Here is a 25,664-nt window from a genome sequence, read left to right as displayed (position 1 = left end):
TCAAAAACAAATTCCCCTTAAACCTCCTACGCTTCTGTCTGTAGACTTCAAAACGGCCGCCCACGCCGGGCTCCGCGAGCTGCCGAGTTCGACATGACCAACACCCACGAAATTCGCCCCGACCTGGACGAAGGCATTGACCGCAAGGTCCTGGCCCGCCTTCGCGCGCGCTTCCTGAGCCTGAATGAAGGCCGCATGGCCCGGGCCATCGAGGGCCTGACACCGCGCCAGCAAAGCGTACTGGCGTTGCTGCCATTATTTTTCCACGTGAATCATCCGCTGTTGCCCGGTTATGTCTCGGGCAGCACGCCGGCCGGGCTGTCGAACTATGAACCGGATGCTCAGGTCCTGGCCGAAGCCCAGCGCCTGACCCGCTCGTTCTCCTATAAGACTCGCCACGGCAATCCGCCACGTCCCATCCACGGCCTGTTCCTGATGGGCAGCCTCGGTACGCTGGCCCAGGCGGATCAAAGTGATATGGACGTGTGGGTCTGCCACGCCGGGGATCTGCAGGAGGAGGAACTGGCCGAACTGCGCAAGAAATGCCAGCTGCTGGAGACGTGGGCGCAGACCATGGGCGCTGAAGTCCACTTCTTCCTGGTTGAACCGAACCGGTTTATCCAGGGTGATCGCGACACGCAACTCAGTTCCGATGACTGCGGCACCACCCAGCACTACCTGCTGCTGGACGAGTTCTATCGCACCGCAATCTGGCTGGCCGGACGCACGCCCATCTGGTGGCTGGTGCCCGTCGATGAAGAAAGCCGTTACACCGAGTTTACCCACGCCCTGATTTCCAAACGGTTTATCCGCGCGGACGAAACGCTCGACCTGGGACACCTGGCGAACATTCCGCCCGGCGAATTTGTCGGCGCCGGCCTGTGGCAACTGTTCAAGGGCATCGAATCTCCCTATAAATCCGTGCTCAAGCTGCTGCTGACTGAGGTCTACGCCAGCGAACACCCCAAGGTGCAATGCCTGAGCCTGCGTTTCAAGCGTGCCGTATTCACCAATCATCTGGACCTTGACGAGCTGGACCCCTACATCGTGGTCTACCGTCGCATCGAAGAATACCTCCTGGACCGCAACGAGCCCGAGCGCCTGGAACTGGTACGGCGCAGCCTGTACCTGAAGGTCAACCGCAAACTCAGTGCGGGCCAGCGCACGCCAGGCTGGCAACGCTCGCTGCTGGAGCGACTGGCCAGCGAATGGGGCTGGGATCAACGGCAATTGACACTGCTCGATAGCCGCAGCCAGTGGAAGGTCCGCCAGGTCGCCTCCGAGCGCCGGGCCTTGGTCAACGAACTCAATTACAGCTATCGCTTCCTGACCCAATTCGCCCGTACGGAGCAGACCGTCAGCCTGATTAACAAGCGCGACCTCAATGTTCTGGGCCGACGCCTCTACGCCGCGTTTGAGCGCAAAGCCGGCAAGGTCGAATTCATCAACCCCGGCATTGCCCCGGACCTGGCCGAAGATACGCTGACCCTGGTCCACTCCCCCAACCGCAAGGAGCCGGGCCAGCACCATTGGGGCCTGTACAACGGCAGCCTGACCGCGCTGGAGTGGGAGCACTTCGCGCCGATCAAGCGCAGCCGTGACCTGCTGGAAATGCTTACGTGGTGCCATCGCAACGGTGTCATCGACAGCAGCACTCGCCTGGCCTTGCACCCCGGCGCCAGCGACTTGACCGAATTCGAGCTGTTCAATCTGCTGGGCAGCTTGCAACAAACCATTGCCTTGCCCCTGGCCAGTGTCGAAGAAGATCGATTGCTGCGCACGGCAATCCCCGAGGAGGTGCTGTTACTGGTCAACGTCGGCGTCGATCCGCTCAAGCATCACCGCGACTTGAATATCCTGATGACCACCGAGCGCACCGACTCCCTGAGCTACGCCGGCGTCAGGGAAAACCTGGTCTTGACCCTGGATCACGTCACCCTCAACAGTTGGAACGAGGTAATGGTCAGTCGTTATGACGGGCCTCACGCCCTGCTCGATTGCCTGCGTGACTACCTCAATCAACTGCCGGGCGATCACCTGCCCCGGCTACGCGTGCGCTGTTTCTGTCATAACCGTGCGCAATTCATTGCACAACGGGTAGAGGAAATTTTCGACACTGCGCAAAACCTGCTGCTCAGCCGACTCAACCATCGGTACCTGATCCAGGTGCAGCAGCACTACCACGTGATGGAGCTGACGCCGGGACAAGCCAACCACGTGCCGCTGACCAGCGAGCAGGCGCTGGTGGAGTACCTCTGCGAAGAATTGGCCAGCTACAGCCCGCTGCACCTGGACGCCATGGCATTGCAAGACCACGACCTGGCGGTGCTGTTGCCCATGGGGCTGCCGGAGTGTGTGCAGGTGTTCTACCGCATCAACGAAGGCTTCGCCGAGCTGTATGTCCTGGACGAGTTCAACGCACTGTGGCAACAGCGCTTGCCGTTCCACGACGAGCAAAGCCTGCTGGTGCCATTGCAGCGCTTCCTGCAAGCGACCATCTATCGACGTGACGCGCTGTCACCGCTGGACCCGCAACAGCCGCTGGCTGCGGTGCAGATTGTGTATTACCGGCTATTGCCATCGGGTAGCGGACGCGCGCGCCGGGTTGAACCACGACCCGCGCCACAAACGCCGGCGAACAAGCCGTTTTACGACGTGCAGGCGATTATTGGCAAAGGCACGCCGGGCCAGGTCAGCGTTACCCTGTACTGCGATCAACGGGAATTTTCCGAGCTGGAATTCGGTGACCAATTGTTTGCAGTGGTTGCCCGGGAAATCGTCGGGCAGCGCCGGGAGCCCGAACGCTATCGTTGCTACATCACCGACCTGGACCTGTCGGGCCTACTCGGTGATGTGCAGAGCCCGAGCAATCTGTACTTACGCTACAAGGCGCAGCTGGAACAGGGACTCAATGGCGCGCTGGAGCAGATTTAGAGCGGGAAAGCGCCGCCGTCTTTGGGCTGGCCTTCGACACTCAGCAGCTCCAGCTTCAGGGTCTTGCCGCCCGGCGCCGGCCAGTCAATGTGTTGACCGACTTGCAAACCCAGCAAGGCGCTGCCCATCGGCGCCAGGATCGAAATCTTGCCTGCGTCGGCGTTCGCGTCTTTCGGGTAGACCACGGTCAGGTGATAGTCCTTGCCGCTGCCTTGCTCACGGCAATGCACGCTGGCGTTCATGGTCACGACAGTTGCCGGTACTTCATCGTGGCCAACCACGTCTGCGCGGTCGAGTTCGGCTTGCAACGCTTCGACACCAGGAAACTCGTCGCCCAAGCGGTCGATCAGGTGCTCCAGACGCTGTACGTCAAGGCGGGTGAGGATGATGGAAGGTGCGGTCATGATTCAGGCAGACTCCTTTTTTCTGCACAAAAAAGCAAAACCCCGCCAGGAAAAGGCGGGGTTCTCACGGACCTCGATGAGTTGAGGCGTACCCGGACACTACCACAGCACAGTAAATAAACAAGACGGACTGACCCGACGGTCAAGCATCGGCCTTGCGCTGTTCGGCCCGGGCCACGATCAATCGGCGTCGCTGATCATCAGCAGAACGCCATTCCCGGATGTCTTCCACATGGCGAAAGCAGCCGACGCAGACTCTTTCTTCGTCCAGGCGACACAAACTGATACAAGGTGACGGTACCGCCGGGCTGACGTTGCTGAACAGCGGTTTGGGCGGCCGTGCGGGGGCAGGCTGGGTCACGATCAGAGGCCTTCGAATTCCAACGCAATATCGGCCTGCTCACGCACAAGACGCTCCAGCATTTCGCCCAACTGCTCTTCGCTCTTGTCACACATCCAGCGCTCGCTTTCCTCGTCATAGTCAAAATGAAAACCACCCGAGCGCGCGGCTAGCCAAAGCTGACGTAGCGGCTCCTGGCGGCTGAAGATCAACTGGCTACCGTTTTCGAACTTGACGGTAAGCACACCCGCGGAGCTTTCCAGATCGATGTCTAGGTCACTCTCGTCGAAAATATCCTCCAGCATTTGCTGGGTTGTATCGACCAGATCGTGAAAGCGGGCTTCGGTCAAACTCATGATGGGAACCTCAAAAAGTGTCTACTCACGCTCAAGCGCCGCACGATACGGACGCGTCACGATGATTGCAAAGGATACCGATTTCATTCCCCACAGCCGCGTGAAATATCCTTGATTACTGTAGGCAAGTTTACAACCAACTCGGCAAAGCCCCGCCGGACGGGTACCCCGGCGCATAGGCAAGCCAGCGGGTGGCCGGTATACTCGGGCGCAATTAATGCATATTCAAGGATTTAGCCATGAAGCGCCTGATCTCTTCCCTTGCTGCGCTCGTCGCGGTCGCTTGCCTCGTCAGTGCCTGTGGTCAAAAAGGCCCGCTGTATCTGCCCGACGACAGCAAAGACCCGAATGAGCAGGCGCAATCGTCGCAATCCAAAGCGCATAAGCACGACACCAATTAAGGGAACATCATGGACGCTTTTAACTACCGGGACGGCGAGCTGTTCGCGGAAGGCGTGGCGCTGTCCGCGATTGCAGAGCGCTTCGGTACACCGACCTATGTCTATTCCCGTGCCCACATTGAGGCGCAGTACCGTGCCTACGCCGACGCGCTGAACGGTACACCGCATCTGGTGTGCTACGCAGTCAAGGCCAACTCCAACCTCGGCGTGCTCAATGTACTGGCGCGCCTGGGCGCTGGCTTCGACATCGTGTCCCGGGGCGAGCTCGAGCGCGTGCTGGCCGCTGGCGGTCAGGCCGACAAGATCGTGTTCTCCGGCGTCGGTAAAAGCCGCGAAGACATGCGCCGTGCCCTGGAAGTCGGTGTGCATTGCTTCAACGTCGAGTCCACCGACGAGCTGGAGCGCTTGCAGGTGGTGGCCGCCGAGATGGGTGTTCGCGCACCGATCTCCCTGCGAGTCAATCCGGACGTCGACGCCGGTACCCACCCGTACATTTCCACAGGCCTCAAAGAGAACAAGTTCGGCATCGCCATCGCAGACGCCGAGGACGTGTACATCCGCGCAGCCCAACTGCCAAACCTGGAAGTGCTCGGCGTGGATTGTCACATCGGCTCGCAACTGACCAGCCTGGCGCCATTCCTCGACGCCCTCGACCGCTTGCTGGCGCTGATCGATCGTCTTGGCGAGTGCGGCATCTACCTGCACCACATCGACCTCGGTGGTGGTGTCGGCGTGCGTTATCGTGACGAAGAGCCACCGCAGGTAGCCGACTACATCAAGGCCGTACGCGAGCGCTGTGAAGGTCGTGACCTGACCCTGATGTTCGAACCCGGCCGCTATATCGTCGCCAACGCCGGCGTACTGTTGACCCGGATCGAGTACCTCAAGCACACCGAACACAAGGATTTCGCCATCGTCGACGCGGCGATGAACGACCTGATCCGTCCGGCGCTGTACCAGGCCTGGATGAATGTCAGCGCCGTGTTCCCGCGCGACGGCGAAGCTCGCGCCTACGACATCGTCGGCCCGATCTGTGAAACCGGCGACTTCCTCGCCAAGGACCGTGAACTGGCCCTGGAAGAAGGTGATCTGCTGGCTGTGCATTCGGCCGGAGCCTACGGGTTTGTCATGAGTTCCAACTACAACACCCGCGGCCGTAGCGCCGAGGTGTTGGTGGACGGTGATCAGGTGTTTGAAGTGCGTCGCCGCGAGACGGTAGCCGAGTTGTTTGCTGGCGAAAGCCTGCTGCCGGAGTAAGCCCATGCTGCTGCGTTTTACCAAGATGCACGGCCTGGGCAATGATTTCATGGTCCTAGACCTGGTCAGCCAGCACGCGCACATCCTGCCCAAGCACGCCAAACTGTGGGGCGACCGCCACACCGGTATCGGCTTCGATCAGTTACTGATTGTCGAGGCCCCGAGCAATCCGGAAGTGGATTTCCGTTACCGGATCTTCAACTCCGATGGCTCCGAGGTGGAACAGTGCGGCAACGGCGCGCGCTGTTTCGCGCGCTTTGTGCTGGACAAGCGCCTGACCGCCAAACGGCAGATTCGCGTGGAGACCAAGAGCGGCATTATTGAGCTGGATATCCGCAGCGACGGCCAGATCAGCGTCGACATGGGCGCACCCCGGCTGGTGCCGGCGGATATTCCGTTCCTGGCTGACGAACAGGCTTTGAGTTACTCGCTGGACGTCGCCGGCAAGACTGTTGAACTGGCCGCGGTGTCCATGGGCAATCCCCATGCGGTGCTGCGGGTCAACGACATCAACAATGCGCCCGTGCACGAGCTGGGACCGAAAATCGAACACCATCCGCGCTTTCCGGCGCGGGTTAACGTCGGTTTCCTGCAAGTCATCGACCGTTCGCGCGCACAATTGCGCGTCTGGGAACGTGGCGCCGGGGAAACCCAGGCCTGCGGTACCGGTGCTTGCGCCGCAGCGGTGGCCGCAATCAGCCAGGGCTGGATGGATTCGCCGTTGTTGATCGACCTGCCCGGCGGACGCCTGTCCATCGAATGGGCAGGCCCAGGCCAACCGGTGAAAATGACCGGCCCGGCCACACGCGTATACGAAGGACAGGTCCGTCTATGAGAGAGCCAATCCAATGACCGATAAGCCCCGGGCACCCGCCAAACATTCATCTAGCGAGAGTCTGGAGGCAGTGGCGGTAGCCGCTTACCTGGAGGCTAATCCGGACTTCTTCGTCGAACATGAAGAACTGTTGCCGGCCTTGCGCATTCCGCACCAGCGTGGCGACACGGTATCGCTGGTGGAGCGGCAGATGAAGATCCTGCGCGAGCGCAATATCGAAATGCGCCATCGGCTTTCGCAGTTGATGGATGTGGCTCGCGACAACGACCGTCTGTTCGACAAGAGCCGCCGCCTGGTCCTGAGCCTGATGGACGCCAACAGCCTGGAAGAAGTGGTCATCGCCGTCGAAGACAGTCTGCGCCAGGACTTCCAGGTGCCTTTTGTCAGCTTGATCCTGTTCAACGACACCCCGATGCCGGTCGGTCGCTGGGTCACCGGCAGCGATGCGCAAACCGCTATTGGCGGGTTGTTGTCGGAAGGCAAGACCATCAGCGGTACCTTGCGCGAGCATGAGCTGGACTTCCTGTTTGGCGAGGAACAGCGCCAGCAAATCGGCTCGACCGCCGTGGTTGCGCTCAGCCACCAAGGTTTGCATGGCGTGCTGGCCATTGCCAGCCGTGATCCCCAGCATTACAGAAGCTCGGTGGGCACACTTTTCCTGACCTACATTGCCGAAGTCCTGGGCCGGGTCTTGCCGCGTTTTACCAGCGCTCTGCGCGCGGTGCGCTAGCCATGGAACGGCAACTGGACGCCTACTGCGCTCACCTGCGCAGCGAGCGCCAGGTGTCTTCCCATACGCTGGAAGCCTACCGGCGGGACTTGAACAAGGTCCTGGCTTTTTGCGAGAAGCAACAGATCAGCAGTTGGAAGACCCTCGATATCCAGGGCCTGCGCAGCCTGATCGCACGTCTGCATCAACAAGGCCAATCTTCGCGCAGCCTGGCCCGCCTGTTGTCGGCGGTGCGCGGCCTGTATCACTACCTCAATCGCGAAGGCCTGTGCGATCACGACCCGGCCAACGGCCTGGCGCCGCCCAAGGGCGAACGGCGCCTGCCCAAGACCCTGGATGCCGATCGCACCCTGCAATTGCTCGACGGCGCGGTCGAGGATGACTTCCTCGCCCATCGCGACCAGGCGATCCTCGAGCTGTTCTATTCCTCGGGCCTGCGCCTTTCAGAGCTGACCAGCCTCAATCTCGATCAACTGGATCTGGCGGATGGCCTGGTGCAAGTGCACGGTAAAGGCAGCAAGACCCGCGTGTTGCCGGTCGGCAAAAAGGCCCGGGAAGCGCTACAGGTCTGGCTGCCACTGCGGGCGCTGAGCAATCCGCCGGATGACGCGGTGTTTGTCAGCCAGCAAGGCCGGCGTCTCGGGCCACGCGCCATCCAGTTGCGGGTCAAGGCCGCCGGCGAGCGCGAGCTGGGGCAAAACCTGCATCCACACATGCTCCGGCACTCCTTTGCCAGTCACATGCTCGAGTCATCGCAAGACTTGCGCGCCGTGCAGGAACTGCTTGGCCACTCAGACATCAAGACCACCCAGATCTACACCCACCTGGACTTCCAGCACTTGGCGACGGTGTACGACAGCGCCCATCCACGGGCCAAACGCATTAAAGGCGGCGACTCATGAGCATCAAGCTAATCACCTTCGACCTCGACGACACGCTCTGGGATAACGTACCCGTCATCATCAGCGCCGAAGCGTCGATGCGCGAATGGCTGGCGACTCACGCCTCGAAGGTGGGCGAGCTGCCCCTGGAGCAGTTCGCCAGCCTTCGCCAGCAAGTGCTGCAGCGTCATCCCGAACTCAAGAACCGCATCAGCCTCTTGCGCCACAGGGTGTTGTTGCACGCTTTTGAAGAGGCAGGCTACCCGCAGCCTGAAGCGACGGAAATGGCCGATATATGCTTCGAAGCGTTTATTCACGCGCGCCACCAACTCACAGTATTCCCCGAAGCAGAACCGATGCTGCAGGCGCTACGTCGCAACTATCTGCTGGGGGTTATCACCAACGGCAATGCCGATGTGCAGCGTGTGGGCCTGGCTGACTACTTCCACTTCGCCCTGCGCGCCGAAGACATCGGCATCGCCAAGCCGGATGCGCGATTGTTCCAGGAGGCGTTGCAACGCGGTGGTGTAGACGCCAACGCGGCAGTGCATGTCGGCGATCATCCTGGCGATGACATCGCCGGGGCACAGCAGGCGGGATTGCGCGCGGTATGGTTCAACCCGACGGGCAAGGCTTGGGAAGGGGAAAAGCGCCCGGATGCACAGATTCGCAGCCTGACCGAGCTGCCAGTGCTGCTCAATAGCTGGACGTAAGGCATTCGCGGCAACGCTGAAGACCAAAATGTGGGAGCGGGCTTGCTCGCTCCCACATTGATAGGCGGCGACTTGCTGGCATTTGTTCCTCATGAAAAAGCCCGCAGCGACGGCGGGCTTTTTCAGCAAGCACGTCAGCAGCCTTAGATAGGGCGGCTGCCGTACTTGTTATCCGGCTTCTTCGGCGGATCGGCCACCACGTTTGCCTCGACCTCCTGCACTTTGCCGCCTTTGGCGAGGAACTCTTCCATCGCTCGGGCCAGCGCATCGCGCTCTTTGTTCTTGGCTTCAACGCTCGGCAATTCGTCTACCGAAACAGCCGCCTTGGCCTTGCCCTTCGCGGCCGGGACCGGTGCATCATCGCCACTGTCGTCATCTGCCACGTCTTCGGCAGCCGCCTCAAGCCCCTCTTCGGTGTCGTCCTCGTCACCTACTTCGAGTTCGTCGTTTTCCAGATCATCGTCGCTCATGTTCTACCTCATGACTTGCGAAAAGCAGATTAGTTATAGCCCAGCTTCGCCATCTGTCGAAGGCTGCCGGAAAAAAATCAACGTCCACCGGATAACCAGTGGCTTATGCCCCATCACCGTGCAAGGTGGCGAGGACTTTACGGGCACCGCCATGATCACGGTGCTCGCCCAGATAAACGCCTTGCCATGTTCCTATCGCCAAGCGGCCGGCCTTGATCGGCAGACTCAGCTGGCAGCCCAACAGGCTGCCCTTGAAGTGCGCCGGCAGATCATCCGGACCTTCGTCGTTGTGTTCATATCCCGCCGCGCCTTGCGGCACCAGCGCATTGAAAAACCGCTCGAAGTCTCGGCGAACCGCCGGGTCGGCATTCTCGTTGATCGTCAACGAGGCCGAGGTGTGCTGCAGCCACAGATGCAACAGGCCGACTCGACACGCCTGCAACTCAGGCAAGCCGGCGAGCAACTCGTCCGTTACCAGATGAAAGCCCCGAGGCTTGGCCCGCAGGGTAATCAGGCTCTGTTGCCACATACAGTTCTCCGCCCATCGGCGCGCATTCTAGCGTGCTCTGGGAAAAAACAAAGTGCCGAATACGCCTACATGCCTGTAAGACATTCGCACAATGAAAAGTACCTTGTGGATCACGTCACAAACTGCGCAGAAAAATCTCACAAGCCTTTCTGACAGACAAACCCCAGACAAAAAAATGCCCGGCAAGCCGGGCATATGTTTTCAAGCGAACTTACAAGTTGTAGCCACGTTCGTTGTGTTCCGCCAGGTCGAGACCCACCGCCTCTTCCTCTTCGCTCACACGCAGCCCTATCACCATGTCCAGCACCTTGAGAATGACGTAAGTGATGATACCGGTGTAGATCACGGTGAAACCAACGCCCTTGGCCTGAATCCAGACTTGCGCGGCAATGTCAGTCACCGTGCCGAAACCACCCAGTATCGGCGCCGCGAACACGCCGGTAAGAATCGCGCCGACAATACCGCCGACACCGTGTACGCCGAAAGCGTCCAGCGAGTCGTCATAACCCAGCTTGCGCTTGAGGCTGGTGGCGCAGAAGAAGCAGATCACACCCGACGCCAGGCCGATGACCACGGCGCCCATCGGGCCCACGGTGCCGGCAGCCGGGGTAACCGCCACCAGGCCGGCCACCACGCCCGAGGCGATGCCCAAGGCGCTTGGCTTACCGTGGGTGATCCACTCGGCGAACATCCAGCCCAGTGCCGCCGCCGCAGTAGCAATCTGCGTGACCAGCATCGCCATGCCGGCGGTGCCGTTGGCCGCCGCGGCAGAACCTGCGTTGAAGCCGAACCAGCCGATCCACAGCATGGCCGCGCCGATCAGGGTGTAACCCAGGTTATGCGGAGCCATCGGTGTGGTCGGGTAGCCTTTACGCTTGCCGAGCACGATGCACGCCACCAGGCCAGCCACGCCGGCGTTGATATGCACCACCGTGCCGCCCGCGAAGTCGAGCACGCCCCAGTCCCACATCAGGCCGCCGTCGCCGCTCCAGACCATGTGGGCGATGGGCGCATACACCAGGGTGAACCAGATGGCCATGAAGATCAGCATGGCGGAGAATTTCATGCGCTCGGCGAACGCACCGACGATCAGCGCCGGCGTAATGATCGCAAACGTCATCTGGAAGGTGATGAACACCGCTTCCGGGAACAGCGCCGCAGGACCGGTGAGGCTGTCTGGGGTCACACCCGACAGGAACGCCTTGCCCATGCCGCCGAAGAATGAGTTGAAGTTGACGACGCCCTGCTCCATGCCCGTGGTGTCGAACGCGATGCTGTAGCCGTAGACGACCCACAGAATGCTGATCAGGCCGGTAATGGCGAAGCACTGCATCATCACCGAAAGAATGTTCTTGGAACGGACCATGCCGCCGTAGAACAGCGCCAGGCCAGGAATAGTCATGAACAGCACCAGCGCGGTGGCCGTCAGCATCCAGGCGGTATCGCCGGAGTTGAGGACTGGAGCCGCCACTTCGTCTGCCGCCATGGCCAGGCTGGGCATTACGATGGACAACAGGGCTCCTAGCCCTGCGAATTTACGCAGAGTCATATTGTTTTCTCCTGGGGCGTTGGGGTTTGGCGGCTTAGATTGCGTCGGTATCGGTTTCGCCGGTACGGATGCGAATAGCCTGTTCCAGATTGACCACGAAGATCTTGCCGTCACCGATCTTGCCGGTGTTGGCGGCCTTGGTTATAGCCTCGATAACCCGGTCAAGATCCTTGTCGTCAATGGCGACATCGATCTTCACCTTCGGCAGGAAGTCGACTACATATTCCGCGCCGCGATACAGCTCGGTATGACCTTTCTGCCGACCGAAGCCTTTGACCTCAGTGATGGTAATGCCCTGCACGCCGATCTCCGACAACGACTCGCGTACATCGTCCAACTTGAACGGCTTAATGATGGCAGTGACTAGCTTCATGAAAACTCTCTCCCGAATTGGTGGACTTGCCCCAGGAAAACAAACCCGACTCAAGTCTAAGCGCAGTGCCTGGCTTTGTAACGCATCGTCGCCTCGGCAATTGCCTTTGCGACGCCATGACGAAACCTGTACCCCTGATCCGTCGGCGCACTGCATTCGTCACAGCGACTGCATCAGTGCATGGGTCATGATCGTCTAAGCAGAAACCTTGCCAGCTCCATAAAAACTCCTGAAATCAATCCCTTGCCCACTCATGCCCACCAAAGGGCCACTGCGGCGTGGCGGATACGCACAAAAACAGTGCGCCCGCGCCCAACCCCATGCGCAAAAAGCGTGCGACCACCACTGTGAGAAATGACTGCAGACGCTGCGTGATACACTGCCTGCCAACCGTTATTCCGGATTATTTCCCATGCTCGCGCCCAAAGACCTCCTCGACGCCCTGAGCGGCCACGCCTCTCGACTGTTCAGCGGTGACACCCCGCTGCCCCGCAATGAAATCGAAAGCCAGTTCAAGGCGCTGTTGCAGAGCGGCTTCAGCAAGCTCGATCTGGTTAGCCGGGAAGAGTTCGATAGCCAGATGGTCGTGCTGGCCCGTACGCGAGCGCGCCTGGAAAGCCTGGAGGCCAAGGTTGCAGAGCTGGAAGCACGCCTGACGCCGCCCACCGAATAAAACGAACAACCTGTAGCAACGCGGGGCACACCCAGTTCTGGATACGTTCTGTAAAACCTCCCCGCCGTGCTCTTCCCCATCTCGTCTACCCTTGAAAAACCGCAGGAAGCGGCCCTCCACCTCAAGGAACGAGCATGTCCCTCGCCATTGTCCACAGCCGCGCCCAGATTGGCGTCGAGGCCCCCGCCGTCACGGTTGAGGTGCATATGGCCAACGGGTTGCCCTCCCTGACGCTGGTAGGCCTGCCCGAAACGGCCGTCAAGGAAAGCAAGGACCGGGTGCGCAGTGCCATTCTGAACTCCGCGCTGCAATACCCCGCGCGTCGTATCACCCTCAATCTCGCGCCCGCCGACTTGCCCAAGGATGGCGGGCGTTTTGATTTGGCGATCGCCCTGGGGATCCTGGCGGCCAGCGTGCAGGTGCCGGCGCTGATGCTGGATGACGTGGAATGCCTCGGTGAGCTGGCGCTGTCCGGCGAAGTACGTGCGGTGAAAGGTGTGCTACCAGCTGCGCTGGCGGCACGCAAGGCCGGACGCACCTTGATAGTGCCGCGCGCGAATGCCGAGGAAGCGTGCCTCGCCTCCGGCCTGAAGGTGATTGCAGCCGATCATCTGTTGCAAGTGGTGGCCCACTTGAATGGACAGGTGCCGATTGAACCCTTCAAGTCCGACGGCTTGCAGTACTTGAACAAACCTTACCCCGACCTGAACGAAGTCCAAGGCCAACTGGCGGCCAAGCGCGCGCTGTTGATTGCCGCAGCGGGCGCTCACAACCTACTGTTCAGTGGGCCGCCAGGCACCGGAAAAACCTTGCTCGCCAGCCGCCTGCCAGGTTTGTTGCCGCCCTTGAGCGAACAGGAAGCGCTGGAGGTCGCGGCGATTCAATCCGTGGTCAGCCTGGCGCCGTTGAGTCACTGGCCCCATCGACCGTTTCGCCAGCCGCACCATTCCGCATCGGGACCGGCGCTGGTGGGCGGCGGCTCTAAACCACAGCCCGGGGAAATCACCCTCGCCCACCATGGCGTGCTGTTTCTCGATGAACTGCCGGAGTTTGATCGCAAGGTGCTGGAAGTACTGCGCGAGCCGCTGGAGTCCGGGCACATTGTGATTTCCCGCGCTCGCGACCGGGTACGCTTCCCGGCGCGCTTTCAACTGGTGGCCGCCATGAACCCGTGCCCGTGCGGTTACCTGGGCGAGCCGAGCGGACGCTGCCGGTGTACCCCGGAACAAATCCAGCGCTATCGCAACAAACTCTCCGGCCCGTTGCTCGACCGCATCGACCTGCACCTGACCGTAGCCCGGGAAAGCACAGCGCTGAGCCCGACCCGACAGATTGGCGACAACACCGCCATGGCATCGGTGCAGGTTGCCGACGCGCGGGAGCGTCAGCAACGGCGCCAGGGCTGCGCCAATGCTTTCCTCGATCTGCCGGGGCTGCGTGCACACTGCCAACTGCAGAAAGTTGATGAAGGCTGGCTTGAAGCCGCCTGCGAGCGACTGACGTTATCGCTACGCGCGGCCCATCGGCTGCTCAAGGTAGCGCGCACCCTGGCGGATCTTGAGCAAATGGAGGGTATCGCCCGGCATCATTTGGCGGAAGCGCTGCAGTACCGGCCAGCGGCGCTCGGCTAAGGGTCCTTGGGCAGATCCAGCAGTAGCCCAGCCACTTCCAACAAGGTGCTGTCGCGTCTGCAAATCTGGCTGTCCGAGCGCGAGGCCGCCACGTTCCTGTTTATAGGTTCACTGGCGGCACTGCTGTTCGTCATGGCGATCCACCAGTTGGCATGGTCACCGGCGGTCAAGGCCGGCCATGTGTACGCGGTGATGACCCACCTGTGGACTTTTGTCGGCAGCCTGGATGAGGCTGCCAGCGATGGTTGATCAACTGGCGCGTCTCAAGGACATCGGCAAGCGCTTGGATCCGGGGCTTGGCGAGCGTTAAGCCTCAGCGAAACCGATCGACCTCATGGCGCAGGCCCGCCGCCAGGGTCTCCAGTTCCTTGGCGGTGATCGCCAGGTTGGACACCACTTCGCGCTGCTCACTGTTAGCCAGGGCAATGCTCTGCAAGTTGCTGCTGAGCAAGGTCGCGGTGCTGCTCTGTTCCTGGGTCGCGGTGGTGATCGCGGCGAATTGCTGGCCGGCCGAGCGGCTTTGCTCGTCGATCCGCTCCAGTGCCGACGCCACGTCGGCATTGCGCGACAGACCTTCCTGCATCAACACCTTGCCCTGCTCCATGGTGCTGATGGCATTCCCGGTTTCCTGCTGGATGCTCTGGATCATCCCGGAAATTTCGTCGGTGGCCTGGCGGGTGCGCGATGCCAGGTTGCGCACTTCGTCGGCCACCACCGCAAAGCCCCGACCTTGCTCACCGGCGCGCGCTGCTTCGATAGCCGCATTGAGCGCCAGCAAATTGGTCTGTTCGGCAATCGCGGTGATCACGCCGACGATCCCGCCAATCTCCTGGGAACGTTGACCGAGGGTATTGATCACCGTGGCGGTACCGTTCAGCGCGACGGCGATATGTTCCAGGGACGAAGACGCCTCTTGCATCGAGGTCCGCCCGATCCGGGTTTGCTGGGTGTTCTCCTGGGCCAGACGTTCGGTATTGCCCATGTTGTCGGCAATGTTCAGGGAAGTAGCGCTGAACTCCTCCACCGCGCCGGCCATGCTGGTGATCTCGCCGGACTGCTGTTCCATGCCTTCGTAGGCACCACCGGATAAACCGGACAGGGCCTGGGCACGGCCATTGACCTCTTCGGCGGCCTTGCGGATCTGCGAGACCATGGTCGACAGGGCTTCGCCCATCTGATTGAAGCTGCGTGCCAGTTGACCGATTTCGTCATGGCTGGAGACGTTCAGGCGTGCACTCAAATCACCCGCGCCCAAGGCCTCGGCCTGGCGCACCAGATCCCCCAGGGGCTGCAATTTGCTGCGCAGCAACCAGACCGTGGCGCCCACCGCCAGCAACATCGCCAACACGCTGCCGATGACCAGCCGGATGCCGACGGCCCAGGTGACCGCGCGAATCTCGGCCTTTGGCATGCTGGCAACCACCGACCACGGGCCGCCGTCGAACGGCATCGCGACGCTGTAGAAATCTTCGTTCTTGTCGCTCCAGAAACGCCCCACACCCGGCTTGCCGGCAAGATCGCGCATGACCGCCACCGCCTGGTCCGGCGCCTGCACGCCCGCCGGCGGCACCAGCCAGCGCTGCTGCTCATCGAGCAACGCGAGGGAGCCGGTCTTGCCGATGCGAAAACGCTTGAGGTTGTCGAACTGCGCATTCTGCGCGTCGGTGTAGTCAAAACCGATGAATAACACCGCGATGACCTTGCCGCTGGCATCACGCACCGGACTGTATTGGGTCATGTACGAGCGTTCGAACAGCACCGCGCGACCAATGTAAGTCTGCCCGGCAAGCACCGGCTGATAGGCCGGGCCCTGGCGATCCAGCACCGTGCCGATAGCACGGTTGCCATCCTGCTTGGTCAGGGACGTGCTGATGCGGATAAAGTCTTCTCCGCTGCGCACAAACACCGTGGCGACACCGCCGGATACCTGCTTGAACTCATCCACATCGTCAAAGTTGTTGTTCAGCACCGCGCTGCCCAGATACAGGCTGGGCGTCTGCATGCCAGCCACGTTCACGGGCTGGTCCGCATGCACGCTCAAACCGGCGGCGAAACGCTTTTCGAAGAGCCCACTCAAGCGTTGCGTGCTCTCGCGCAGGGTGCTGTGAAAGGTGTTGAGTTGGTCGGCGAGCAAACGCGCTTCACTGGCCAGATGCTCTTCCCGGGTGTCGAGGTTGGCGGCATCCAGGGAACGCAGGGCGAAGACGGTACTGCCGCTGATAACGACAGCCAAGATCACGGCTAAGGCTATGCCCAACTGCGAAGCAATTCGGGCGCGTGGTTGAGACATGACAGCTCCTGGCCGTGGCCCGGATCATCCTGATCTCATAGCGCTAATCGGCAATTCTCTAATAAAGAGCCACCATTCATCAGCGGCTCGACACACCTACGTCGGCGGCACCTGTCAATACTTGAGCGTGTCACAGGGAGATTGTCCAAACGCATTGTTTCGGGGCGCTATATCGATTCAGTCGAGCCGTTCGACCAAAGGTAATTGCATGGCTTGGACCTCGCCCTGGAGGAAATCCGAAAGTCTGCGCAGGCGCTCGCCACCGGGGCGGGTTTTCGGCCAGACCAGATAGTAGCTCTCCCCACTGGCCACGGCGGTCGGCCACGGCAGGCTTAAACGATCCTGGGCGACATCTTCGGCCACCATCAGCAAATCACCCATCGACACGCCATACCCGCGGGCAGCGGCAATCATGCCCAGTTCGAGGGTGTCGAACACTTGTCCACCCTTGATCGGGACCTGTGACGCCAGCCCGGTGCGCGCAAGCCAACGACGCCAGTCGCGACGGTCCGGCGTGGGATGCAGCAGTTCGGTGGCGGCCAGACGTTCGACATCCCATGGCCCATCCCGGAGCAAATTGGGCGCCCCCACCGGAATCAGCCATTCGGAAAACAGATAGCTGGCTTCCCAGTCCGGCGGAAAGTGGCCGTCGCTCAACAATACCGCGCAGTCGAACGGCTCCTGATTGAAGTCCACCTCATCGATGCTCATCCAGGCGCTGGTCAACTGTACTTCGTTGCCCGGCTGCAAATGCCGGAACCGGCTCAGTCGCGCCAGTAACCAACGCATGGTCAAGGTGGACGGCGCCTTCATGCGCAGGATGTCGTCTTCGGCGTTCAAGGTATGGCAGGCCCGCTCCAGGGCCGCAAAACCCTCGCGCACACCGGGCAGCAATAAGCGCGCGGATTCGGTGAGTTGCAAAGTGCGCCCGCTGCGCTGAAACAAGCGACAGGCAAAGTGCTCTTCCAGGGTGCGGATATGCCGGCTGACCGCGCTCTGGGTGATGGACAGCTCTTGCGCCGCACGGGTGAAAGAGTTGTGCCGGGAAGCGGCCTCGAAAGCGCGCAGCGCGTAAAGCGGAGGAAGACGACGAGACATGGGAAAGCTCCGACAGCATGATTGCGAAACCCTAGCAGAATCTCCCAGGCATGAGTTTTAATCATATGAGTGATCGCATTTATCCCTTTGTGCAAAGCGCTGGGAGCGCCGAGAATCAATCCTTTCGCCATTCCCCGAATTGTTGAGTGTAATGACCATGCAGCATCCAGCGCGTACCGAACTCTGGGCCATTCTGCGGCTGTCAGGGCCGTTGATTGCCTCACAGTTGGCCCACATGCTGATGGTGCTGACCGATACCCTGATGATGGCGCGCTTGAGCCCCGAAGCCCTGGCCGGCGGAGGCCTCGGCGCGGCAAGCTACTCGTTCGTGTCGATCTTTTGTATCGGTGTGATCGCCGCTGTCGGCACCTTGGTCGCGATTCGACACGGCGCGGGCGACATCGAGGGCGCCACCCGCTTGACTCAGGCCGGGATCTGGCTGGCTTGGTTGATGGCGCTGGTGGCCAGTTTGCTGCTGTGGAACCTCGAGCCGGTGCTGCTGATGTTCGGCCAGACCGAAACCAACGTGCAGTCGGCCGGGCAGTTCCTGATGATTCTGCCGTTCGCCCTGCCCGGCTACCTGACGTTCATGGCCCTGCGTGGTTTCACCAGCGCCATCGGCAAGGCCACTCCGGTGATGATCATCAGTCTGGGCGGCACGGTAATCAATTACCTGCTCAACCATGCCTTGATCGAAGGCATGTTCGGCCTGCCGAAACTCGGTCTCATGGGCATCGGCCTGGTGACGGCCATCGTCGCCAACTGCATGGCCCTGGCACTGCTGTGGTACATCAAATACAACCGTTCCTACGCCGCTTATCCCTTGGGCAAGGGCCTGATGCGTCCCAACCTGCATTACCTGCGGGAACTGTGGCGCCTGGGCCTGCCGATCGGCGGCACGTACGCGGTTGAAGTCGGTCTGTTCGCCTTTGCAGCGCTGTGCATGGGCACCATGGGCAGCACACAATTGGCCGCGCACCAGATTGCCTTGCAGATTGTTTCGGTGGCGTTCATGGTGCCCGCCGGCATGTCCTACGCCGTCACCATGCGCATCGGTGCGCATTACGGTGCCGGGCAATTACTCGACGCGCGACGGGCCGGGCGGGTCGGGATAGTGTTCGGCGCGGTGCTGATGCTGGGGTTTGCCATGACGTTCTGGCTGTTCTCCAACCCACTGATCGGGCTGTTCCTGGACCATGACGACCCGGCTTTTCGCGAGGTCATCCGCCTGGCGGTCAGCCTGTTGGCCGTGGCGGCGTGGTTTGAGCTGTTCGACGGCGTGCAGACCATCGCCATGGGTTGTATTCGCGGGCTCAAGGATGCGAAGACCACGTTCCTGGTCGGGTTGGGTTGTTACTGGCTGATCGGTGCGCCCTCCGCGTGGTTGATGGCCTTCACCCTCGGCTGGGGGCCGACCGGAGTCTGGTGGGGCTTGGCCCTGGGCCTGGCGTGTGCGGCGGTCAGCCTGACCTGGGCGTTTGAACGGAAAATGAAGCGGATGATTCGCCAGGAGCCTGAAACTCAACGGGTATTACAGCGCCTCGCCCAATAGCACTTGCTGGTTGCTGCCGAACGTCAGGTACTCCACCAGTTCCGGCAGCGGCAAAGGTTTGCTGATCAAGTATCCCTGAGCTTGATCGCAGCCAAACAAGCGCAACAACGCCAGCTGTTCCGCGGTTTCGACGCCCTCGGCCACCACCTCGAGGTTGAGGTTGTGGGCCAGGTTGATCATCGCATGGACCAACTTGCGATTTTCCTCTCGCTCCTCCATGCCACTGACAAAACTCTTGTCGATTTTCAGCAAAGCAATCGGCAGGCTGTTGAGGTGGACAAAGGACGAAAAGCCGGTGCCAAAGTCATCCAGGGAAAACCTCACACCCAAGCGTCCGAGGGCATCCATGGTCTGCTTGACCAGATCACTGCGGCGCATCACGGCGGTTTCCGTGAGTTCGAACTCCAGCCACTGGGCCTCCACCCCGCGCTCTGCGATCAGGCGGCTCAAGGTCGACAGCAGTTGGCTGTCCTGGAACTGGCGAAACGACAGGTTGACCGCCATGTGCAACGGCGGCAGGCCGCGCTCGCGCAGGTCCTGCATGTCTCGCAGGGCACGGGAAATCACCCAATACCCCAGCGGCACAATCAAGCCGCTCTGTTCGGCCAACGGCACGAACTCACTGGGCGGCAACAGGCCACGCTCGCCATGGCGCCAACGCACCAGGGCCTCCAGGCCGACAATATGCCCATCGTCCAGGTCCAGCCGAGGCTGGTAGTGCAGCTCCAGTTCGTCACGACGCAATGCCTGGCGCAGCTCGCTTTCCAGATCGGCAAGGCTGCGCGCATTGCGGTTGATGCGCTCGTTGAAAATATGAAAAGTGCAGCCTTGGGTGCTTTTGGCTTGCTGCATGGCGATATGCGCGTGCCACATCAACGGATCGGCGCCCGCCTTGGCACGGGCGTGGGCCACGCCCAGGCTGCAACCGATCAGCAGGCTTTCACCATCGACCCAATAGGGTTCGGCCAGAGCCTCGATGATGCGCTCGGCCATCCATTCGGCGCGCTGGGGCGCTCGACGGGTATCGATCAACAAGGCGAATTCATCACTGCCCAGGCGTGCCAGTTGGTCGCCGGCTTCCAGCTGACTCTTGAGCCGCGAGACCACCTGCAGGATCAGCCGGTCACCGGCCTGATGCCCCAAGGCATCGTTGGCATGACGGAAGTTGTCCAGGTCCAAGTGACCGAGGGCCAGGCCACACCCGACGTTTTCCGCCAGGCGTGCGGCCAGCAAGGTCTGGAAGCCCTGGCGATTGGCAATGCCGGTCAACGGGTCTTGTTCGGCCAGGCGTTGCAGGGTGTTTTCCAGCAAGCCCCGCTCGCGGACATGCCGCAGGCAACGCCGCAAGGTATCGTTATCCAACGAACCGCGAATCAACCAGTCGCTGGCGCCCAACGGCGCAACCAGTGGTTCCAGGTCCAATAGCAACACGGTAGGCAGACTGCAACGGCCGGGGCCGGGTTGCAAGCTGGGCGTGGTCAACAATACGGCCATGTGGTCATCATCGAACAGACTGCTCACCGACTCCCAGTTTGGCGCACTGATCAGCACAGCCCCATCGCCCATCGGCGCCAGGCACTCGCGCAATAACGCTGCCCATACTGGCTCCTCGGCCAGTAGCAGCAAACGCAAGGGTTCGACAGGCGTAGACAAGCTAGCTCCCTAGACTCTGCAAAAGTTCGTTGGCGGCGGGCATTATGACGTGCAGCCTGACAATGACCAATGATATTGGTTATCAGATACGCGCAGTGCGGTTCTTGAACAATAGTCCCAAATACCTGGCACATCCTGCGGCAAAGTGACAAAAGCGGCAAATTTAGATCAAGCGGTACGTCACACCGTCGTACAGAGGCAGCAGAATCCTGCCAGCCTGTTAAAATGCTCGCCCTTTTTGCTCAATGACCCCCAAAATCTCGTATGTCCCGACTCAATCCCCGGCAGCAAGAAGCCGTGAACTACGTCGGCGGCCCTCTATTGGTGCTCGCCGGCGCAGGCTCCGGCAAGACCAGTGTGATCACCCGCAAGATCGCGCACCTGATCCAGAATTGCGGCATCCGCGCCCAGTACATCGTCGCCATGACCTTTACCAACAAGGCGGCGCGGGAAATGAAAGAGCGTGTCGGTACCCTGCTCAAGGGTGGCGAAGGCCGTGGCCTCACCGTGTGTACTTTCCACAACCTGGGGCTGAACATCATCCGCAAGGAGCATCTGCGGCTGGGCTACAAGCCGGGTTTCTCGATTTTTGACGAAACCGATGTCAAGGCCCTGATGACCGACATCATGCAGAAGGAATACGCAGGCGACGACGGCGTCGACGAGATCAAGAACATGATCGGCGCCTGGAAAAATGATCTGATCCTGCCGCCCGAAGCCCTGGAAAACGCACGCAATCCCAAGGAACAGACGGCCGCCATCGTCTACACCCATTACCAGCGCACGCTCAAGGCGTTCAATGCGGTGGACTTCGACGACCTGATCCTGTTGCCGGTGAAGCTGTTCCAGGAGCACACCGACATCCTCGAAAAGTGGCAGAACAAAGTCCGCTATCTGTTGGTGGACGAATACCAGGACACCAACGCCAGCCAATACCTGCTGGTCAAGTTGCTGATCGGCACGCGCAACCAGTTCACCGTGGTGGGCGACGATGACCAGTCGATCTACGCCTGGCGCGGCGCCCGCCCGGAAAACCTGATGTTGCTCAAGGACGACTATCCGTCCCTGAAAGTCGTGATGCTGGAGCAGAACTACCGCTCCACCAGCCGCATCCTGCGTTGCGCCAACGTGTTGATTTCCAATAACCCTCACGAATTTGAAAAACAGCTGTGGAGCGAAATGGGCCACGGCGACGAGATCCGCGTGATCCGCTGCCGCAACGAAGACGCCGAAGCCGAACGGGTGGCCGTGGAAATCCTCAGCCTGCACTTGCGCACGGATCGGCCCTACAGCGACTTTGCGATCCTGTATCGCGGCAACTACCAGGCCAAGCTGATCGAGCTGAAGTTGCAGCATCACCAGGTGCCGTATCGCCTGTCGGGCGGCAACAGTTTTTTCGGACGCCAGGAAGTAAAGGACCTGATGGCCTACTTCCGCCTGATCGTTAACCCGGATGACGACAACGCCTTCCTGCGGGTGATCAACGTACCGCGCCGGGAGATCGGTTCGACGACCCTGGAAAAGCTTGGCAACTACGCCACCGAACGCAAGATTTCGATGTACGCCGCCACCGACGAGATCGGCCTGGGCGAACATCTGGACACGCGCTTCACCGATCGCCTGTCACGCTTCAAGCGCTTCATGGACAAGGTGCGCGAGCAGTGTGCCGGCGAGGACCCGATCAGCGCCCTGCGCAGCATGGTCATGGACATCGACTATGAGAATTGGCTGCGCACCAACAGCTCCAGCGACAAGGCCGCGGATTACCGCATGGGCAACGTCTGGTTCCTGATCGAAGCGCTGAAGAACACCCTGGAAAAAGACGAAGACGGCGACATGACCGTCGAAGACGCTATCGGCAAGCTGGTCCTGCGCGACATGCTCGAACGCCAGCAGGAAGAGGAAGACGGCGCCGAAGGCGTGCAGATGATGACCTTGCATGCCTCCAAGGGCCTGGAATTCCCCTACGTATTCATCATGGGCATGGAGGAGGAAATCCTTCCGCACCGCTCGAGCATCGAAGCCGACACCATCGAAGAAGAGCGGCGCCTGGCCTACGTGGGTATTACCCGCGCACGCCAGACCCTGGCCTTCACCTTTGCCGCCAAGCGCAAGCAATACGGCGAAATCATCGATTGTGCACCCAGCCGCTTCCTTGATGAGCTGCCACCGGACGATCTGGCCTGGGAAGGCAATGACGACACCCCGACCGAAGTGAAAGCCGTTCGCGGCAATACTGCCTTGGCGGATATACGCGCGATGTTAAAGCGCTAGAATCGACTACTTTTTAATCTACTTTCGGCGCCCATTGCGCCACCAGAGGAAGCCTTTGTGGAAGCACTGCACAAGAAAATTCGCGAAGAAGGCATCGTGCTTTCCGATCACGTACTCAAGGTCGACGCCTTTCTGAACCATCAGATCGACCCGGCACTGATGAAGCTGATCGGCGACGAATTTGCCGCATTGTTCAAGGACTCGGGGATCACCAAGATCGTCACCATCGAAGCGTCGGGGATCGCGCCAGCGATCATGACCGGCCTGAACCTCGGTGTGCCGGTGATCTTCGCCCGCAAGCAACAATCCCTGACCCTGACGGAAAACCTGCTGTCAGCGACGGTGTATTCGTTCACCAAGAAAACCGAAAGCACCGTGGCGATCTCCCCACGCCATCTGACCAGCAGCGATCGTGTGTTGGTCATCGATGACTTCCTGGCCAACGGCAAGGCGTCTCAGGCGCTGATTTCGATCATCAAGCAAGCTGGCGCGACCGTGGCGGGCCTGGGGATTGTGATCGAGAAGTCGTTCCAGGGCGGCCGCGCGGAGCTGGATGCCCAAGGCTACCGGGTCGAGTCCCTGGCACGGGTAAAATCGCTGGCCGGTGGCGTCGTGACCTTCATCGAATAACCGCCACCGCCTCTGTAGGAGCGAGCTTGTTCGCGAAGAACCACACACTAGCGCAGCGCTATCAGGTAGCCCGCGGTGCCTATGCGTTCTTCGCGAGCAAGCTCGCTCCTACAGCGAAGGGGGCGGCTGTCAGTGCGCAGTGGCCTGTAGGCCGGCGAGTAGCAAGCGCTGATACAGATCCTCTTTAAGTCCCTCGGGCTGGTCCAGGCCCATCCGCTTTAAATGCTCGGGAAACGCCGCAGGCTCAGGGGCATCCAGCGCCGCCTTGCCCAGCTCGAGCACTTCGGTCAGCTTGAATTTGCTCTTGAGCCAGTTCAATGCGCGCAACAAATCCCTCTCTTCATCGGTGAAGTCACTGCCCAACGGATACTCCGGGAACAATCGCGGATGCCGCGCCTCGATTGCCTGCAAACGCTGCGGCGTGTTCTCGGCAAAACGCGGATCCAACTGGAAATCCTTCGGCAGTTTCCCGGCCTTCTGGGCCTTTTCAATCAACCCTTGCTGAAACCGCGAATCGGTAATATTCAGCAGCGCCTCGATCACCTTGGCGTCGGTCTGGCCGCGCAGGTCGGCGATGCCGTATTCGGTAATCACGATGTCCCGCAGGTGGCGCGGAATCGTGCAATGCCCGTACTCCCAGACAATATTGGAGCTGACTTCACCACCCGACTCGCGCCAGCTGCGCAGGATCAGGATCGAGCGCGCGCCCTCAAGGGCGTGCCCCTGGACAACGAAATTGTACTGTCCGCCCACGCCGCTGAGCACACGCCCGTCTTCCAACTGATCCGCCACGCCCGCGCCCAACAGGGTCACGGTAAAAGCACTGTTGATAAACCGTGCATCCAGGCGCTGCAAACGCTTGAGTTGCTCTTGTCCATACAACTCGTTGATGTAGCTGATGCGAGTCATATTGAATTCAAGGCGCTTGTTCTGTGGCAAGTCCCGCAGCCGTTCATAAAAGCTGCGCGGGCCGAGGAAGAAGCCGCCATGTATCGAGATTCCGTCCGGCTGCGCCGCCTCGTCCAGCATGCCGGCATTGGCCTGCTCCTGGGTCGCGACATCCGGGTAAACCTTACGCCGCACGATCCCCGCGTCGGCCAGCACCAACAAGCCGTTGACGAACATCTCACTGCAACCGTACAGGCCACGGGCGAACGACTCGACCCCGCCTTCGCGGCTGATCAACGCTGCCCACTGGTACACATCCAGGTCGCTGAGCAACTGCCGATAGCCTTCGTTATCTGCCTGGCGAGCCAACAGTGCAGCGGTCAGCGCGTCGCCCATGGCGCCAATACCGATCTGCAAGGTGCCACCGTCGCGCACCAACGTACTGGCGTGCAGGCCGATAAAGTGATCCTGGAACCCCACCGGCATATTCGGTGTGGAAAACAGTGTGGTGCAGTCCTTTTCATCGATCAGGAAATCGAACTGATCCATGCCCAACTCGGCATCGCCGGGCATGTAGGGCAAATCATCATGGACCTGCCCCACCACCAGAATCGTTTCCCCGGCTTCGCGGCGCTTGGCGATCATTGGCAATAGATCAAGGGTGATATCGGGGTTACAGCTCAAGCTCAGGCGGTCCGGATGCTCGCTGCTGCTCGCCACCAGTTGTGCCACCAGGTTCAAGCCGGCGGCGTTGATATCCCGGGCGGCGTGGCTGTAGTTGCTGCTGACATAATCCTGCTGAGCCGTGGCGCTGTGGAGCAGACTGCCGGGCTGCATGAAGAACTGTTGCACATGGATGTTGGCCGGCAGGCTGTCGTTGCGCAGGTCGGCAAGAAAATCCAGTTCGGGGTAGTCACCGAACACCCGCTCGATAAACGGCTGAAGAAAGCGCTTTTGCAAACCATCGCCCAGGGGCGGACGACCCAGGCTCAGGGCGGTGTAAATGGTCAGCGTTCGCTCCGGAAGCTTGGCGATACGCCGATACAGCGCGTTGGCAAACAGGTTCGGCTTGCCCAGCCCCAAGGGCATCCCCAGATGTATATGCGCTGGCAAGCGTTCCAGTACGTCATCGACCGCTTGCTCGATTGAACACAACTGCACCATCCGACCCTCCCGAACATTCCATGAATTGGGCTTGGACCG

Annotated in this window: 23 protein-coding genes and 2 pseudogenes; 13 read left to right on the top strand and 12 right to left on the bottom strand. The window is 60.7% G+C overall.

Going from position 1 to position 25,664, the window contains the following annotated elements; all coding sequences use genetic code 11:
- Window positions 1-93: 93 nt before the first annotated feature.
- Complete coding sequence (locus tag BLU75_RS23860) at window positions 94-2,934, top strand: class I adenylate cyclase (protein ID WP_084381309.1); 2,841 nt, start codon at window positions 94-96, stop codon at window positions 2,932-2,934.
- Here BLU75_RS23860 and rnk read toward each other — a convergent pair.
- The 3 genes from rnk to cyaY form a co-directional block, all read right to left on the bottom strand.
- On the bottom strand, window positions 2,931-3,338 hold the full coding sequence (gene rnk, locus BLU75_RS23855) for a nucleoside diphosphate kinase regulator (RefSeq protein ID WP_084381308.1): 408 nt from the start codon (window positions 3,336-3,338) through the stop codon (window positions 2,931-2,933). The two genes, BLU75_RS23860 and rnk, sit on opposite strands and share 4 nt — an antisense overlap.
- Before the next feature lie 142 nt (window positions 3,339-3,480).
- On the bottom strand, window positions 3,481-3,699 hold the full coding sequence (locus BLU75_RS23850; protein ID WP_084381307.1) for a DUF1289 domain-containing protein: 219 nt from the start codon (window positions 3,697-3,699) through the stop codon (window positions 3,481-3,483).
- A gap of 2 nt (window positions 3,700-3,701) precedes the next feature.
- A complete protein-coding gene (gene cyaY / locus BLU75_RS23845) occupies window positions 3,702-4,034 on the bottom strand; it encodes an iron donor protein CyaY (RefSeq protein ID WP_084381306.1) in 333 nt (110 codons plus the stop codon).
- Window positions 4,035-4,273: 239 nt separating this feature from the next.
- Between cyaY and lptM the strand changes: the two genes are divergently transcribed.
- The 6 genes from lptM to BLU75_RS23815 are packed head-to-tail and all read left to right on the top strand — an operon-like array spanning window position 4,274 to window position 8,851.
- A complete protein-coding gene (gene lptM, locus BLU75_RS23840; RefSeq protein ID WP_084381305.1) occupies window positions 4,274-4,435 on the top strand; it encodes an LPS translocon maturation chaperone LptM in 162 nt (53 codons plus the stop codon).
- Between the two features lie 9 nt (window positions 4,436-4,444).
- The gene (gene lysA, locus BLU75_RS23835; protein WP_084381304.1) at window positions 4,445-5,692 is read left to right on the top strand and encodes a diaminopimelate decarboxylase; all 1,248 of its coding nucleotides are present in this window, start codon (window positions 4,445-4,447) and stop codon (window positions 5,690-5,692) included.
- Between the two features lie 4 nt (window positions 5,693-5,696).
- A complete protein-coding gene (dapF, locus tag BLU75_RS23830) occupies window positions 5,697-6,527 on the top strand; it encodes a diaminopimelate epimerase (protein ID WP_084381303.1) in 831 nt (276 codons plus the stop codon).
- A 13-nt stretch (window positions 6,528-6,540) separates the two neighbouring features.
- Complete coding sequence (locus BLU75_RS23825) at window positions 6,541-7,257, top strand: DUF484 family protein (protein WP_084381302.1); 717 nt, start codon at window positions 6,541-6,543, stop codon at window positions 7,255-7,257.
- A gap of 2 nt (window positions 7,258-7,259) precedes the next feature.
- On the top strand, window positions 7,260-8,159 hold the full coding sequence (gene xerC / locus BLU75_RS23820) for a tyrosine recombinase XerC (protein WP_084381301.1): 900 nt from the start codon (window positions 7,260-7,262) through the stop codon (window positions 8,157-8,159).
- Window positions 8,156-8,851, top strand: coding sequence for an HAD family hydrolase (locus tag BLU75_RS23815; RefSeq protein WP_084381300.1), 696 nt, complete (start codon window positions 8,156-8,158; stop codon window positions 8,849-8,851). The genes xerC and BLU75_RS23815 overlap by 4 nt, the downstream gene beginning before the upstream one ends.
- Before the next feature lie 143 nt (window positions 8,852-8,994).
- Here BLU75_RS23815 and sutA read toward each other — a convergent pair whose 3' ends face one another.
- The 4 genes from sutA to glnK all read right to left on the bottom strand — a co-directional run bounded on the left by sutA (window position 8,995) and on the right by glnK (window position 11,772).
- Window positions 8,995-9,321 (bottom strand): transcriptional regulator SutA, encoded by a 327-nt coding sequence (sutA, locus tag BLU75_RS23810; RefSeq protein ID WP_084381299.1) that lies wholly within the window; start codon window positions 9,319-9,321, stop codon window positions 8,995-8,997.
- A gap of 103 nt (window positions 9,322-9,424) precedes the next feature.
- Entirely contained in the window at window positions 9,425-9,850 is a 426-nt protein-coding gene (locus BLU75_RS23805; protein ID WP_084381298.1) for a secondary thiamine-phosphate synthase enzyme YjbQ, read from the bottom strand.
- A gap of 211 nt (window positions 9,851-10,061) precedes the next feature.
- Window positions 10,062-11,399, bottom strand: a complete 1,338-nt coding sequence (locus BLU75_RS23800) for an ammonium transporter (protein ID WP_084381297.1) — start codon at window positions 11,397-11,399, stop codon at window positions 10,062-10,064.
- 34 nt (window positions 11,400-11,433) lie between these two features.
- On the bottom strand, window positions 11,434-11,772 hold the full coding sequence (glnK, locus tag BLU75_RS23795) for a P-II family nitrogen regulator (protein ID WP_084381296.1): 339 nt from the start codon (window positions 11,770-11,772) through the stop codon (window positions 11,434-11,436).
- Window positions 11,773-12,184: 412 nt separating this feature from the next.
- Between glnK and BLU75_RS23790 the strand changes: the two genes are divergently transcribed.
- The 3 genes and pseudogenes from BLU75_RS23790 to BLU75_RS23780 all read left to right on the top strand — a co-directional run.
- Window positions 12,185-12,445 (top strand): accessory factor UbiK family protein, encoded by a 261-nt coding sequence (locus BLU75_RS23790; protein ID WP_025856328.1) that lies wholly within the window; start codon window positions 12,185-12,187, stop codon window positions 12,443-12,445.
- 134 nt (window positions 12,446-12,579) lie between these two features.
- A complete protein-coding gene (locus BLU75_RS23785; protein ID WP_084381295.1) occupies window positions 12,580-14,076 on the top strand; it encodes a YifB family Mg chelatase-like AAA ATPase in 1,497 nt (498 codons plus the stop codon).
- A 42-nt stretch (window positions 14,077-14,118) separates the two neighbouring features.
- Window positions 14,119-14,386: pseudogene (locus BLU75_RS23780) on the top strand (ABC transporter six-transmembrane domain-containing protein); the annotation flags it as partial.
- A gap of 3 nt (window positions 14,387-14,389) precedes the next feature.
- Here the strand turns inward: BLU75_RS23780 and BLU75_RS28425 are convergent.
- The 3 genes and pseudogenes from BLU75_RS28425 to BLU75_RS23770 all read right to left on the bottom strand — a co-directional run bounded on the left by BLU75_RS28425 (window position 14,390) and on the right by BLU75_RS23770 (window position 17,464).
- Window positions 14,390-15,112, bottom strand: a complete 723-nt coding sequence (locus BLU75_RS28425) for a methyl-accepting chemotaxis protein (protein ID WP_373863671.1) — start codon at window positions 15,110-15,112, stop codon at window positions 14,390-14,392.
- Window positions 15,113-15,292: 180 nt separating this feature from the next.
- Window positions 15,293-16,366, bottom strand: a pseudogene (locus BLU75_RS28420) (Cache 3/Cache 2 fusion domain-containing protein); the annotation flags it as partial.
- A gap of 177 nt (window positions 16,367-16,543) precedes the next feature.
- Window positions 16,544-17,464 carry a LysR substrate-binding domain-containing protein gene (locus BLU75_RS23770; protein ID WP_084381293.1) on the bottom strand — a complete coding sequence of 307 codons (921 nt, stop codon included), beginning with the start codon at window positions 17,462-17,464 and terminating at the stop codon, window positions 16,544-16,546.
- Window positions 17,465-17,615: 151 nt separating this feature from the next.
- On the opposite strand from BLU75_RS23770, the gene BLU75_RS23765 reads away from it, so the two are divergent.
- Window positions 17,616-19,016 carry a NorM family multidrug efflux MATE transporter gene (locus tag BLU75_RS23765; RefSeq protein ID WP_090221572.1) on the top strand — a complete coding sequence of 467 codons (1,401 nt, stop codon included), beginning with the start codon at window positions 17,616-17,618 and terminating at the stop codon, window positions 19,014-19,016.
- Here BLU75_RS23765 and BLU75_RS23760 read toward each other — a convergent pair.
- The gene (locus BLU75_RS23760) at window positions 18,996-20,669 is read right to left on the bottom strand and encodes a putative bifunctional diguanylate cyclase/phosphodiesterase (protein WP_084381291.1); all 1,674 of its coding nucleotides are present in this window, start codon (window positions 20,667-20,669) and stop codon (window positions 18,996-18,998) included. The two genes, BLU75_RS23765 and BLU75_RS23760, sit on opposite strands and share 21 nt — an antisense overlap.
- A gap of 264 nt (window positions 20,670-20,933) precedes the next feature.
- Here BLU75_RS23760 and rep point away from each other — a divergent pair, with 264 nt between their 5' ends.
- A complete protein-coding gene (gene rep / locus BLU75_RS23755; RefSeq protein WP_084381290.1) occupies window positions 20,934-22,943 on the top strand; it encodes a DNA helicase Rep in 2,010 nt (669 codons plus the stop codon).
- A 57-nt stretch (window positions 22,944-23,000) separates the two neighbouring features.
- Complete coding sequence (locus BLU75_RS23750; RefSeq protein WP_084381289.1) at window positions 23,001-23,573, top strand: xanthine phosphoribosyltransferase; 573 nt, start codon at window positions 23,001-23,003, stop codon at window positions 23,571-23,573.
- Window positions 23,574-23,702: 129 nt separating this feature from the next.
- Here the strand turns inward: BLU75_RS23750 and BLU75_RS23745 are convergent, their stop codons facing one another.
- A complete protein-coding gene (locus BLU75_RS23745; protein ID WP_084381288.1) occupies window positions 23,703-25,625 on the bottom strand; it encodes an acetyl-CoA hydrolase/transferase C-terminal domain-containing protein in 1,923 nt (640 codons plus the stop codon).
- Between the last annotated feature and the right edge of the window lie 39 nt (window positions 25,626-25,664).

Origin of the sequence: Pseudomonas mucidolens (genome assembly GCF_900106045.1) — a bacterium.
In the GTDB taxonomy this organism is placed as follows: Bacteria; Pseudomonadota; Gammaproteobacteria; order Pseudomonadales; family Pseudomonadaceae; genus Aquipseudomonas; species Aquipseudomonas mucidolens.
Note: the sequence above shows the minus strand (reverse complement) of the source record. Positions and strands in the feature narration are given on the sequence as shown.